Origin of the sequence: Prevotella sp. E9-3 (assembly GCF_022024015.1) — a bacterium.
Lineage (GTDB): Bacteria > Bacteroidota > Bacteroidia > Bacteroidales > Bacteroidaceae > Prevotella.
The window spans coordinates 2,676,970-2,689,524 of the sequence record NZ_CP091786.1 but is presented as its reverse complement, the minus strand read 5'-3'; the positions used below and the strand labels follow the sequence as shown (position 1 = coordinate 2,689,524).

Here is a 12,555-nt window from a genome sequence, read left to right as displayed (position 1 = left end):
TTTGCAACAAACAAATCACATATAAATAAATTTGTACAATTTGTAAAACTAATCTTTTTCTAAAAATGAAAAAACTTTTATTTCTATTGATGCTAATGCTTCCGTTTGCGGCAAACGCTCAATGGCGTGTGGGTGCCAATGTGGGTGCCTCATTTAATCATCCTACTATTGACAGGCAGTATATGACTGACTTGCAGTATAAAGACCGATGGGGTGTCACCGCAGGACTGATGGGACAGTATGACTTTAACGAATGGTTAGGCGTGCGTGCCGAACTCAATCTGACGCAGAAAAACTATCGTCAAACACGTACGGTCATCCAAGGACAGGACTATAAGTATCTGAACAACTATCTGTTGATGCCCGTTATGGCTTCCTTCGGCTTTGGCAGTGAAAAAATTCGTGGTTTCTGCAATGTCGGCGTTTACGGTGGCTATTGGCTGAACGCTTCACGCAAGGGTGAAGACTATAACTCTTTTTCCCAAACCTATTTCACGTTCTCGGAGAGCATGGATTTTGACAAGGATCAGGACCAGCGATGGGACTGTGGTTTTGTGGGCGGACTTGGACTGGAATACCGGTTCTGTAACCGGTGGGGCGCTCAGATTGAAGCACGCTACTACCACAGCACTACCAGTTTCCGCAAAGAAATGCCGCACTTTAATGACAAACGCTACCATTCAACCTTTGGCATTCAGGCAGGAGTGATGTATTTCTTCTAATTGGTATAGTTATATTTTTTTTGTTTTATCATTTAGATTATTAAGACAAGATAATATGAAACATAAGATATTTCTTTGGAGCACTTTGCTCCTGATGGTTATGGCTACAAGCTGTCGTGAAGAGAGTGATGTGCTACAGAATTATGCCGCTAACGACGGATTGGGCTATGTAGGCGCTGACAGTAGTTTTGCAGTCAAGTTCAAAGCGCTCTGGAGAGCACTTGACCAGAACTATGCCCTTTGGGATTATGAACGGGATTTCGGATTGGACTGGGACAATGTGTACGATGAGTTTCTGCCCCAATATGAAGCACTCGACCAGCGCGATGATGTTACTGATAAAGAATTGTTAGATTTGCTTTCAAAAACCGTGGCTCCACTTCACGACGGACACTTCATGGCTCAAATGCAAAACCATCAGACAGGATCTTTCGTATCAGCTTCACCAAGCACGCTGCGCGTCAAACAACGTCCCGACTATGCTGTCTCCGAGGGATTTCAGCCTGATTTGGAATATTACTATCCGGAAGATGAGGATGGCAATGGCGAAATTGTTGAGCATCTGTCTGCCAGCACACAATTAGGTAGCATGTTTAGAGAGTTCTTGCTCACCAATAACCAAGGAAAACTGTGGATAACGAAGGAGATTTATAGGCTTGAAGACTTGGAAACCCCTAATGAACTGGAGCAGTTCAAACTGAAAAACTTAAAGCAGCTAAATAGTGAATTAGATGATTTCTTTAGTCTTGTCAGCCAGAATAGTATCACTATTCAAACTGCTATACGGATGTTTAATGAGCTTGCTGTGAAATACGCTATATTGGAAGTCCCTGGGTTTAATGAAATCAATTCCGGTTTCATAAATGGTGGTATCAAAATTGAGTATGCCCTTTTCCGCAACAGCATAGTCTATCTGACATTTGATTCTTTCTCGCTAACTGCATACTTAGACGAAAAAGAGTGTGCCAATCTGTTCCCAAATCCAGATACCAATACGGAGAAGAAAATTCAGAAGGTGCGCTCTGTTTGGGAAAAATGGTTCAACACCGTTCAGGATCTGCACAAGAAGGGACAACTGAAAGGCGTTATTGTTGACATACGAGGCAATGACGGCGGTTTCCTCAATGACTTCCAGTATGTGTTGGGCAGTATGATGCCCAGCGGCGGTTTCAATGTTGGTTCCACCCGCTACAAGCGTGGAATAGGCCGATACGACTACTCGCCTCTGTCTCCTTTCCGCTTCCTTACACTTGAAAAGACACATGAAACCATCACCGAACCGGTGGTAGTCTTGGCCAACTGTAACTCAGTGAGCATGGCAGAAATAACTTCGCTGGCTGCAAAGGTGATGCCCAATGGTACACTGATAGGCAAAACTACTCATGGCGGACTTTGTGGGCTGAATCCTGATCCCGAAACCTATCCTTATAACTACTCAGGAATTGTCGGAGTGGAGTACGACACTCCTATCTACCTCTATCTTCCCTCGTTGGCCTTTGCCGATCATGAAGGAAAGTTCTTGGAGGGAGTCGGTGTGACACCCGATATAGATGTTGACCTTGATGCCGATCTGTTGGAAGACGACGGACGTGACACGCAGTTAGAACGTGCAATCCAGTTCTTGAACACTGGTAAATAAGCGTTTATAGCGGAAGACGTCGCCATATCCATCTTGGAATCCGACGCCACATGGCGGTCATAATACGGTATTTCCAATCGATAATACGGATATGGCGGCGTTTTTTGATGGCACAGATAATTTCCTTTGCCACAGTCTCCGGCTTCAGCATCATAGGATAGCGCACATCGCCGCTGAGCAAGGCGGTATCAACAAAACCAGGACGAATATCGGTAATCTTGATATCTAGGCCACGCTTGTATATCTGCTGCTCCAATGCCTGCAGATAGACAGCCTGATAAGCTTTCGAAGCCGAATAGGATGGGGCAGGGCCCAGGCCTTTCGTTCCAGCTATCGAAGAGATAGCAGCAATATGGCCATAACCCTGTTGGGCGAAATAACGATAGGCCTCGCCAATCATACGGGTGAATCCCAAACCATTGGTCTGTACAGTAGCCAGTTCTATGTCGGCCGTCAGTTCACGGTTCTGCTTGCCAATGCCCGAGGCATAGAAAAACAAGTCCATACCGCCCAACTGCTGAATGAGTTGCTGAAGGCGCTGAGGGGCATCCTCCTGTGTCACGTCAATCTGGGCTGTTGCAGCAGCACCTGTCTCGCCAAGCAGTTCAATCCTTCGGGCAGCAACACCTACCGTCCACCCTTCTTTTACCATGAGGCGAGCCACCTCCATACCAATGCCTGATGATGCACCTATCACAATTGCTTTCATATTCGTCTTGTTTTTGTGATTTTATACTTTGATGCAAAGATAGTGTTTTTTCTATCTTTCAACAAAGATATGCATGAAATAGTGATTGTTTTTTGTTGAAATGAGGCGAATATGAAATTAAATGTGTATTTTTGCACAAAATAATACATAATGGAACAAGGAGTGATTTATGAAATGTGTGGCATCATTGCCAGTATCGGAATGGTACTGGGCTATCTGCCTCAGGCAGTACAGACCATTCGTACACGAAACACAGATGGCATAGCTTTGCCTACATTTTTGATGATGGGCATAGGCAGTTTCTGCTTTATGCTGCAGGGACTGTTGCACAAACCGGAAATCATCTGGTCGCTATTCCTCACCAATCTGGTGACAACCCTGTGCAGCATCATTGTGTTTTCGATAAAGGTGTATAACGATTATTTTAAAAAATAAGGTATAAGGAAAGTTTATGGATACAGAACAGGCAAAGAATAGGCTGGAGCAGGCCAAAGAGGCCTTGCAGCATGGTGATTTGATAAACGGACTGGCCCAACTGACCCAGGCCATTGTAGAAGATCAGGCGCTGGCCGAGGCTCGCGTGTTGCGCGCAGAGATACTGCTGAAGATGGGCAATGTGAAAGGTGCACAGGAAGACTGCACCTGGCTCATGGAGCACATGGGCGACCTGACCGGCAATTTCACGGCCGAAGGTGTAGAGCATCGGGCAAAGAAGATTTTCTCGAGTCTGAACCCTCACGGATTGTAAAAAAGTAAGGAAAATGGCGAAAAAAGTTTCATTTTATTTGTGTGGTTAGCAGAAAAGTGTTACTTTTGCAGCGAATTTAACAAAAAGATGAGAAGTATGTTGAACCATAATTCATTTTATTACGGCTTTTATTTTTACTTTGCAACAAGTTGTGAAGCGGATGGCCGTATGTAAAAACGAGTATGGTAAAACAAGAAATAATACAGCTCCGCTTCACTAACAGGTGAAAGCGGAGTTTTTTTAATAATATACGAGAATATGAAACGAATAGCAATACAAGGTCAGGTGGGGTCGTTCCACGATATTGCTGCCCATGAGTATTTCAAGGGTGAGCAGATACAGCTGATCTGCTGTCCCACGTTCGAAAAAACCTTCCAGGCTGTGAACGAAGATCCAACGGTCATCGCCATCGCAGCCATTGAAAACACCATAGCCGGAAGTTTGCTTCACAACTATGAACTGTTGCGCGACAGTGGTACAACGGTGGTAGGCGAACACAAACTGCACATCACCCATTGTATATGCTGTTTGCCCGAGGATGATTGGAACACAATTACCGAGGTGCATTCACACCCCGTGGCCTTGATGCAGACACGCCATTACCTGGAAAAACATCCCGAACTGCGTATCGTGGAAGGTGAAGATACTGCCGGATCGGCCAAAATGATAGCCGAAGGAAAACATCGCGGATGGGCAGCCATCTGTCATGCGGAGGCTGCTCGGCTCTACGGACTGAAGGTGTTGGAGGATGGTATCGAGGACAACAAGCACAATTTCACCCGTTTCCTTGTTTGTTCAGCTCAGCAGAAAGCCGACCTGTTGCGCCCAATCACCGAGGTCAACAAATCGAGCATCGTGTTCTCCCTGCCTCACGAAGAGGGAAGCCTGTCGGCCGTACTCGCTATTCTGTCGTTCTATAAGATCAACCTGACGAAGATCCAGTCGCTTCCCATCATCGGCCGCGAATGGGAGTACCTGTTCTATGTTGACGTGACCTACAACAATCTGCCTCGCTATCGGCAGGCTGTCGATGCCATCATTCCGCTTACCCGTGATCTGAAAATCTTAGGAGAATACAGGGGAAGCTGAGAATTGATAATTGATAATTGAAAATTGAGAATTGAGAGTTGAAATATGATACAACCAGCAGAAAGACTATCGCTCGTGAGCGAATACTATTTCAGTAGAAAACTGAAAGAAGTAGCCCAACTAAACGCCGAAGGAAAGGACATTATCAGTCTGGCTATCGGCAGTCCCGACATGCCGCCTTCTGAACAAACCATCGCAAAACTGTGCGAGGTGGCCCATCAGCCTAATGCCCATGGCTATCAACCCACTCAGGGAACACCTGAACTTCGTGAGGCCATGACCGCCTTCTACAAGCGTTGGTATGATGTTGAACTTGATGCCAAGAGTGAAGTACTACCGCTCATCGGTTCGAAAGAAGGAATCCTTCACGTTACGCTGGCTTTCGTGAACCCCGGCGATGAGGTGCTGGTGCCCAATCCAGGTTATCCTACCTATACTTCGCTCTCGAAAATACTGGGTGCGAAAATCGTAAACTACAATCTGAAAGAAGATAACGGTTGGCAACCTGATTTCGATGAATTGGAGAAAATGGACCTGAGCCATGTGAAGCTGATGTGGACCAACTATCCTAATATGCCAACAGGTGGACGTGCCCGTCGTGAAACTTACGAGCGGTTGGTGCGCTTTGCTAAAGACCATGATATCGTGGTGGTCAACGACAATCCCTATTCGTTCATACTGAGCGAGGAACATCTCAGCATTCTTCAGGTGCCGGGCGCTAAAGACTGCTGCATTGAGTTCAACTCAATGTCGAAGAGTCATAACATGCCAGGCTGGCGTATAGGTCTCTGTGCTTCGAATCCACAGTTCATTCAATGGATTCTGAAAGTACAGTCCAACATTGAGAGCGGAACCTTCCGTGGTATCCAGTTGGCTGCTGCCGAGGCATATAAGAACGATGAGGCATGGCATAGAGAGTTCAATATTGATACCTATGCGCGTCGTCGTCAATGGGCAGAGAAAATTATGGATGTGCTGGGGTGCACCTATGATAAAAATCAGGTGGGAATGTTCCTTTGGGGAAGAATCCCTGCTGAGATTCAAAACGTGGAGGATTTGACGGAACGTGTGCTTCACGAAGCCCGTGTGTTCATCACCCCCGGATTCATTTTCGGTTCGAATGGCGAACGATATATCCGCATATCGCTCTGTGCCAAGGAAGAGAAGCTCGAAGCTGCGCTGAGGAGAATTGAAAAATTGAAATAATGAAGAATTTAAGAATTGAAAAATAGAAGATATGGAACTAGAATTAGCACCACTGAATTTGCCAAGTGACAATGAACGTCCCTTCGTGATTGCTGGCCCTTGTTCGGCCGAGACGGAGGAACAGGTAATGACAACTGCCCGCCAGTTGGCCATGAAAGGCTGTCATAACTTCCGTGCCGGTGTATGGAAACCTCGCACCAAACCAGGAGGTTTTGAGGGTAATGGCGAGAAAGCTCTGCCATGGCTGCAACAGGTGAAGAAAGAAACCGGTATGCTGGTATCTACCGAGGTGGCTACCCCCGAGCATGTTGAACTGGCTCTGAAATATGATGTTGACATTCTTTGGGTTGGAGCACGTACATCAGCCAATCCCTTTGCCATGCAGGCATTGGCCGACTCGCTGAAAGGCGTTGACGTGCCCGTGTTTGTAAAGAATCCCGTAAACCCCGATTTGGAACTGTGGATTGGTGCGTTGGAACGTATCAATCAGGCCGGCGTGAAACGTCTGGGCGCTATCCATCGTGGTTTCTCGTCGTACGACAAGAAAATATACCGCAACCTTCCTATGTGGCAGATTCCCATAGAGCTGCGTCGCCGTATTCCCGATTTGCCTATCATCAGCGACCCCTCACACATTGGTGGCCGTAGGGAGTTGATTGCACCACTCTGTCAGCAGGCCATGGACCTCGGCTTCGACGGACTGATTGTTGAGAGCCATTGTGATCCAGATAAGGCTTGGAGTGATGCCGCTCAGCAGGTGACTCCCGATGTGCTCGACTATATCCTCTCACTGCTCGTGATTCGTGACGAGCACACTACTACCGAGGGTATCCAGCAGTTGCGTAAGCAGATTGACGAACTGGACAACCAACTGATGGACCTGTTGGCCAAGCGTATGCGCGTTTGCCGTGAGATAGGCCAGTACAAAAAGGAACACAACATGACGGTTCTGCAGGCCAACCGCTACAATGAGATTCTCTCTAAGCGTGGAGCCCAGGGCGCTCTCTGTGGTATGGGAGCTGAGTTCGTGGCTCGCGTGTTCGAGAGCATTCACGAGGAGAGTGTGAGACAACAGATTGAAATTATAAATAAATAGAAGGCTCCCCGTTTTATATGAAGATATTAGTAATGGGCGCAGGAAAGATGGGAAGTTTCTTCATCGACCTGCTGAGTTTTGACCATGAGGTGGCGGTATATGAGAAAGATCCGCTGCGCATGCGCTTTACATACAACTGTCAGCGCTTCACCCAGTTGGAAGAGGTGCGCGAGTTCCGCCCCGAACTGGTGGTTAACGCCGTGACAGTAAAATATACCATTCCTGCATTCAAGGAGATTATTCCTTATCTGCCGAAGGACTGCATCATCACCGATATCTCGTCGGTAAAGACCGGACTGAAAGAGTTCTACGAGAGCACTGGTATGCACTATGCCAGCAGTCACCCCATGTTTGGTCCAACCTTTGCCAACCTGAACCAGCTGAGCGAGGAGAATGCCATCATCATCAACGAAGGCGACTTCATCGGCCGGCTGTTCTTCAAGGATATCTATCAGAAGTTAGGACTGAACATCTATGAATATTCGTTTGAAGAGCACGACAAGACCGTGGCCTACTCGCTCAGTATTCCGTTCGTTTCTACTTTCGTGTTTGCAGCAGTGATGAAGCATCAGGATGCACCAGGCACCACCTTCAAGCGCCACATGCGCATAGCCAAGGGCGTGCTGAACGAAGACGATTACCTGTTGCAGGAAATCCTGTTCAACCCCTATACCCACGACCAGGTGTCGCAGATTCGTACCGAACTCAAAGAACTCCTTGAAATTATCGACCACAAGGATGCTGACGGTATGAAGAAGTATCTGAAGAAGATACGTGATAATGTGCGCAGAGATATTGAGATTAAACGATAGACAGAAAAGGAAAATAGAAAGCTTATGGCAGCAAGTACATGGATAGGTGCCTTATTAGGCTGGTTCGTAGCCGGTCCGTTCGGCGCTATTATAGGTGGCTTTCTTGGTTCGATGCTCAATGGTAGCGAGGGGGAAGGCCAAACCCTCTTTGGTGGCAACAACGGCAGCGAGAATATAGGAAATCGCAACAGCTTCCTCATGTCGATGCTGGTGTTGATGTCATATATTATCCGTGCCGATGGACGCATCATGCACTCTGAGATGGAACTGGCTCGCCTGTGGCTTCGTCAGAATTTTGGCGAGGTAGCTGCCCAACAGGGCGATCAGATATTGCGCCGCCTGTTTGAAGAAGCCAACAGACAGGGTGAACAACAGTATCGTCGGAACATTCGCGAGGAGTGTCAGCAAATAGCTCAGAACGTGGACTATAGTGGCCGTCTGCAACTGCTGAACTTCCTGCTGATGATTGCTCAGGCCGATGGCTACGTGGACACTACCGAGGTGAATGCCTTGAAGGATGTGGCACGTTGGATAGACCTGCCTACTGATGCAGTTGACTCGATGCTGAATCTCGGACAGGATGATTTGGAATCGGCCTATAAAGTCCTGGGAGTAAGTCCTGATGTTACCGACGATGTGCTGAAGAAAGCCTATCGCAAACTGGCGCTTGAACATCATCCCGACCGTGTGGCAGCACTTGGCGATGATGTGCGCAAGGCTGCTGAAAAGAAATTCCAGGAAATCAATGCCGCAAAAGAGCGTATCTGGAAGGCAAGAGGAATGGGGTAGTTCTTAATTCATAGTTTATAATTTATAATTCACAATTTATAATTCATAATTGAAAGAGCCGTCTATTATAATTCCGGAGGGGTGCACGGAAGTGTTGCTGCATGCGTGCTGTGCTCCTTGCTCATCAGCCATCGTAGAGTGGCTGATGAATAATGGCGTGCGCCCCACCATTTTCTATTTTAATCCGAATATATGGCCGCGTGAAGAATATGAAATTCGTAAGAACGAGAGTAAACGACACGCCGCGTCGTTGGGAATCAAATGGATAGACGGAGACTATGACCACGGGCAGTGGCGCTGTGATGTACAGGGATTGGAAGGTGAACCCGAACGTGGAAGCCGCTGTCAGCAGTGCTTCACCATCCGACTGACCAAAACAGCTGAAAAAGCCCGTGAACTGGGATTCCGCTATTTTGCTACTACACTGGCCTCCAGTCGTTGGAAGAATCTTGAGCAGATAGAACGTGCTGGCCATTTAGCCGAACAAACCGTCAACACCTCTCAATTCCCACTTCCTCCCGTTTCTTTCTGGGCTCAGAACTGGCGAAAGGGTGGACTCCAAGAGCGTCGCAATCAGTTGCTTCGCGAGAACAATTTCTATAATCAGCAATACTGTGGCTGTGAATTCTCGGCCCGTCATGCAGCTCCCACCAAGCCCCTGTTGCGTGAACAGATGCGAGAGGCAAAAAAGCAACACCATGCTCAACTCCCCACCTTGTCCACCCAAGTGGTAGAACACCTCTCACCTCTCATCTCTCAATTGTCATCTCTCAATTGTCAATTGTCAATTATCAATTGTCAATTATCAATTATCTTAGCCTACTGGCCTTTGCCCGATGAGGTGGATATTACTCCGCTGATAGACCGTCTGGTGGCTCAGGGACATACAATTCTTTTGCCAAAGGTTACAGGCGAAGGAACAATGGAACTGCGTCGCTATACCTCAAGAGATGATATGGCAGAAGGTGCTTTTCATATTCAAGAACCCGTGGGAGAACCATTTGCCGACTTTGATCAGATAAGTGTTGCGCTCGTTCCTGGTATGGCCTTCGATGCTGCCGGTCATCGGTTGGGACGCGGAAAAGGCTATTATGATCGTTTTCTTGCTGCTCATCCTGGTATTCATAAAATTGGTGTTTGTTTTCCTTTCCAAAGAGTAGCCGAGGTTCCTTCAGAAGAACATGACATCATGATGGACGAAGTGGTAAGCTGATATATTGCTGATAACAAGAAAATTGACTTTTCCTTTTGATTTTCGCTCACTTATTAGTAACTTTGCACGCAATTTTAATTTAAATAGGTATGTTTGAGAATTTAAGTGAACGCCTGGAACGGTCGTTCAAAATACTGAAAGGTGAAGGGAAAATCACCGAAATCAATGTAGCCGAGACGCTGAAAGACGTTCGCAGAGCACTGCTCGATGCCGACGTGAACTATAAAGTAGCCAAGAACTTTACTGATACGGTGAAGCAGAAGGCAATGGGCATGAACGTGCTCACAGCCATCAAACCTAGTCAGTTGATGGTGAAGATTGTGCACGATGAACTGACAGAGCTGATGGGTGGTAAGGCTACCGAACTCAAACTGGAAGGCCGTCCCGCAATTATTCTGATGTCGGGCTTGCAGGGTTCTGGTAAGACTACTTTCTCAGGAAAATTAGCAAACATGCTGAAAAACCGTCAGCACAAGACTCCGTTGTTGGTGGCTTGCGACGTGTATCGTCCTGCTGCTATCGACCAGTTGAAAGTGGTAGGGCAGACCGTAGGCGTTGACGTATATACCGAGGAAGGCAACAAAAATGTTGTTGAGATAGCCCAGAATGCTATCCGTAAGGCAAAACAGGAAAACTATAATGTGGTCATCATCGATACTGCCGGTCGTCTGGCTATTGATGAGCAGATGATGCAGGAAATCAAGAACCTGAAGGATGCTGTCAATCCCGATGAGACCCTGTTCGTAGTTGACTCGATGACGGGTCAGGATGCCGTGAACACCGCCAAGGAGTTCAATGACCGTCTGGATTTCGACGGTGTGGTACTGACCAAACTCGATGGCGATACCCGTGGCGGTGCAGCCCTTTCTATTCGCACCGTAGTTACTAAGCCTATCAAGTTTGTGGGTACTGGTGAGAAGATGGAAGCCATTGATGTGTTCCATCCCGAACGTATGGCCGACCGTATTCTTGGCATGGGCGATGTCGTTTCTTTGGTAGAGCGTGCTCAGATGCAGTTCGACGAAGAAGAGGCAAAACGACTGGAGAAGAAAATCCGTAAGAACAAGTTCGACTTTGACGACTTCATGAATCAGATTCAGCAGATTAAGAAGATGGGTAACATCAAAGATCTGGCTGCCATGATTCCTGGAGTAGGAAAGGCCATCAAAGATGTTGATATTGACGATAATGCCTTCAAGGGTATTGAGGCTATCATTCAGTCTATGACACCGAAGGAACGTCAGAATCCTGATATCATCAACCAGAGCCGTCGTATGCGTATCGCCAAGGGTTCGGGCACGAAGATTGACGATGTGAACCGTCTGCTGAAACAGTTCGACCAGACTCGTAAGATGATGAAGATGGTGAGCGGCATGGACAGAAGTAAGATGGCACAGATGGCTGCCGCAATGAAGAACATGAAACGATAACACAAAAATATGCAACTGATTGACGGAAAAGCTACGGCTGCGGCCATCAAGGCCGAAATAGCCGAAGAAGTAAAAGAGATTATAGCAAAGGGTGGCAAACAGCCTCATTTGGCAGCCGTACTGGTAGGCCACGATGGAGGTTCTGAAACCTATGTGAAGAATAAGGTGTTGGCTTGTGAGGCTTGCGGATTCAAATCTACCCTCATTCGTTATGAGGCTGATGTGACGGAAGCAGAACTGCTGGCATGTGTGGACAAACTGAACAAGGACAACGATGTTGACGGCTTTATTGTTCAGTTGCCCCTTCCCAAGCATATCGATGAACAGAAAATTATTGAAGCCATCGACTATCGCAAGGATGTGGACGGATTTCATCCCATCAACGTAGGCCGCATGGCAATTGGTCTGCCTTGCTTTATCTCAGCCACTCCGCTCGGTATTATCACTCTGCTGAAACGCTACAATATTGAAACCTCTGGTAAGAAGTGTGTCATCTTAGGCCGCTCTAATATTGTAGGAAAGCCTATGGCCCAGTTGATGATGCAGAAACAGTATGGCGATTCAACCGTCACAGTGTGCCACTCACGCTCAAAAACCTTGAAGGAAGAGTGCCGCGCGGCCGACATCATCATCGCTGCTATCGGTAGTCCTGAGTTTGTTACTGCCGATATGGTGAAGGAAGGTGCTGTCATCGTTGACGTAGGTACTACCCGTGTTCCCGATGCAACCCGCAAAAGCGGCTTCCGTCTTTCTGGCGACGTGAAGTTTGACGAGGTGGCTCCAAAATGCTCGTTTATCACTCCCGTTCCTGGTGGTGTGGGCCCCATGACCATCTGCTCACTGATGAAGAATACGTTAGCAGCAGGAAAAAAGGAATACTACAAGTGAAAAGTGTAGATTTTGCTTCTGCTCAAGAATGGTATGAAAAGGGCAATGCCTTCCGAAAGACGGGCAATTTCTCTGAAGCAATCAATTGCTATATAGAAGCCATTGCGCTTGACCCCGACAGTCCGGCTGTCGAGGCCAAGCGCATGTTGGATGATATCATGGCTTTCTATTGCAAGGATATGTATAATCCCTGATATTGCTGGACGTATATAAT

14 protein-coding genes and 1 pseudogene are annotated in these 12,555 nt (G+C 47.2%); 14 read left to right on the top strand and 1 reads right to left on the bottom strand.

Features of this window, described 5'->3' with window-relative positions:
* Positions 1 to 65 precede the first annotated feature (65 nt).
* Positions 66 to 722 carry a porin family protein gene (locus L6475_RS10540; RefSeq protein WP_237819777.1) on the top strand — a complete coding sequence of 219 codons (657 nt, stop codon included), beginning with the start codon at positions 66 to 68 and terminating at the stop codon, positions 720 to 722.
* 55 nt (positions 723 to 777) lie between these two features.
* Complete coding sequence (locus L6475_RS10535) at positions 778 to 2,361, top strand: S41 family peptidase (RefSeq protein WP_237819775.1); 1,584 nt, start codon at positions 778 to 780, stop codon at positions 2,359 to 2,361.
* 4 nt (positions 2,362 to 2,365) lie between these two features.
* Here the strand turns inward: L6475_RS10535 and L6475_RS10530 are convergent, their stop codons facing one another.
* Positions 2,366 to 3,070, bottom strand: coding sequence for an SDR family oxidoreductase (locus L6475_RS10530; protein WP_237819773.1), 705 nt, complete (start codon positions 3,068 to 3,070; stop codon positions 2,366 to 2,368).
* Between the two features lie 150 nt (positions 3,071 to 3,220).
* On the opposite strand from L6475_RS10530, the gene L6475_RS10525 reads away from it, so the two are divergent.
* From L6475_RS10525 to L6475_RS10470, 12 genes and pseudogenes are all read left to right on the top strand, one after another.
* A complete protein-coding gene (locus L6475_RS10525) occupies positions 3,221 to 3,505 on the top strand; it encodes a SemiSWEET family sugar transporter (protein ID WP_237819770.1) in 285 nt (94 codons plus the stop codon).
* A 16-nt stretch (positions 3,506 to 3,521) separates the two neighbouring features.
* Positions 3,522 to 3,818, top strand: coding sequence for a hypothetical protein (locus L6475_RS10520; protein ID WP_237819768.1), 297 nt, complete (start codon positions 3,522 to 3,524; stop codon positions 3,816 to 3,818).
* Between the two features lie 258 nt (positions 3,819 to 4,076).
* Positions 4,077 to 4,907 carry a prephenate dehydratase domain-containing protein gene (locus L6475_RS10515; RefSeq protein WP_237819765.1) on the top strand — a complete coding sequence of 277 codons (831 nt, stop codon included), beginning with the start codon at positions 4,077 to 4,079 and terminating at the stop codon, positions 4,905 to 4,907.
* A 45-nt stretch (positions 4,908 to 4,952) separates the two neighbouring features.
* On the top strand, positions 4,953 to 6,113 hold the full coding sequence (locus L6475_RS10510; RefSeq protein WP_237819763.1) for a pyridoxal phosphate-dependent aminotransferase: 1,161 nt from the start codon (positions 4,953 to 4,955) through the stop codon (positions 6,111 to 6,113).
* A gap of 31 nt (positions 6,114 to 6,144) precedes the next feature.
* Positions 6,145 to 7,209 carry a bifunctional 3-deoxy-7-phosphoheptulonate synthase/chorismate mutase type II gene (locus tag L6475_RS10505; protein WP_237819761.1) on the top strand — a complete coding sequence of 355 codons (1,065 nt, stop codon included), beginning with the start codon at positions 6,145 to 6,147 and terminating at the stop codon, positions 7,207 to 7,209.
* A 17-nt stretch (positions 7,210 to 7,226) separates the two neighbouring features.
* Complete coding sequence (locus tag L6475_RS10500) at positions 7,227 to 8,021, top strand: prephenate dehydrogenase/arogenate dehydrogenase family protein (RefSeq protein ID WP_237819759.1); 795 nt, start codon at positions 7,227 to 7,229, stop codon at positions 8,019 to 8,021.
* A 24-nt stretch (positions 8,022 to 8,045) separates the two neighbouring features.
* Entirely contained in the window at positions 8,046 to 8,810 is a 765-nt protein-coding gene (locus L6475_RS10495; protein ID WP_237819756.1) for a DnaJ domain-containing protein, read from the top strand.
* 49 nt (positions 8,811 to 8,859) lie between these two features.
* Positions 8,860 to 9,447: pseudogene (locus L6475_RS10490) on the top strand (epoxyqueuosine reductase QueH); the annotation flags it as partial.
* A 24-nt stretch (positions 9,448 to 9,471) separates the two neighbouring features.
* Positions 9,472 to 10,023 (top strand): 5-formyltetrahydrofolate cyclo-ligase, encoded by a 552-nt coding sequence (locus L6475_RS10485; RefSeq protein WP_255777753.1) that lies wholly within the window; start codon positions 9,472 to 9,474, stop codon positions 10,021 to 10,023.
* Between the two features lie 89 nt (positions 10,024 to 10,112).
* Positions 10,113 to 11,453, top strand: a complete 1,341-nt coding sequence (gene ffh / locus L6475_RS10480) for a signal recognition particle protein (RefSeq protein ID WP_237819753.1) — start codon at positions 10,113 to 10,115, stop codon at positions 11,451 to 11,453.
* Between the two features lie 9 nt (positions 11,454 to 11,462).
* Positions 11,463 to 12,341, top strand: coding sequence for a bifunctional methylenetetrahydrofolate dehydrogenase/methenyltetrahydrofolate cyclohydrolase FolD (folD, locus tag L6475_RS10475; protein ID WP_237819751.1), 879 nt, complete (start codon positions 11,463 to 11,465; stop codon positions 12,339 to 12,341).
* A complete protein-coding gene (locus tag L6475_RS10470; protein WP_237819748.1) occupies positions 12,338 to 12,535 on the top strand; it encodes a tetratricopeptide repeat protein in 198 nt (65 codons plus the stop codon). Before folD ends, L6475_RS10470 begins: the two co-directional genes overlap by 4 nt.
* The last annotated feature ends 20 nt before the right edge of the window (positions 12,536 to 12,555 follow it).

What these genes read in the sequence shown, in the direction of transcription:
- L6475_RS10540 (WP_237819777.1), top strand. Translation starts at nt 66, where the DNA reads ATGAAAAAACTTTTATTTCTATTGATGCTAATGCTTCCGTTTGCGGCA.
- L6475_RS10535 (WP_237819775.1), top strand. Translation starts at nt 778, where the DNA reads ATGAAACATAAGATATTTCTTTGGAGCACTTTGCTCCTGATGGTTATG.
- L6475_RS10530 (WP_237819773.1), bottom strand. Translation starts at nt 3,070, where the DNA reads ATGAAAGCAATTGTGATAGGTGCATCATCAGGCATTGGTATGGAGGTG.
- L6475_RS10525 (WP_237819770.1), top strand. Translation starts at nt 3,221, where the DNA reads ATGGAACAAGGAGTGATTTATGAAATGTGTGGCATCATTGCCAGTATC.
- L6475_RS10520 (WP_237819768.1), top strand. Translation starts at nt 3,522, where the DNA reads ATGGATACAGAACAGGCAAAGAATAGGCTGGAGCAGGCCAAAGAGGCC.
- L6475_RS10515 (WP_237819765.1), top strand. Translation starts at nt 4,077, where the DNA reads ATGAAACGAATAGCAATACAAGGTCAGGTGGGGTCGTTCCACGATATT.
- L6475_RS10510 (WP_237819763.1), top strand. Translation starts at nt 4,953, where the DNA reads ATGATACAACCAGCAGAAAGACTATCGCTCGTGAGCGAATACTATTTC.
- L6475_RS10505 (WP_237819761.1), top strand. Translation starts at nt 6,145, where the DNA reads ATGGAACTAGAATTAGCACCACTGAATTTGCCAAGTGACAATGAACGT.
- L6475_RS10500 (WP_237819759.1), top strand. Translation starts at nt 7,227, where the DNA reads ATGAAGATATTAGTAATGGGCGCAGGAAAGATGGGAAGTTTCTTCATC.
- L6475_RS10495 (WP_237819756.1), top strand. Translation starts at nt 8,046, where the DNA reads ATGGCAGCAAGTACATGGATAGGTGCCTTATTAGGCTGGTTCGTAGCC.
- ffh (WP_237819753.1), top strand. Translation starts at nt 10,113, where the DNA reads ATGTTTGAGAATTTAAGTGAACGCCTGGAACGGTCGTTCAAAATACTG.
- folD (WP_237819751.1), top strand. Translation starts at nt 11,463, where the DNA reads ATGCAACTGATTGACGGAAAAGCTACGGCTGCGGCCATCAAGGCCGAA.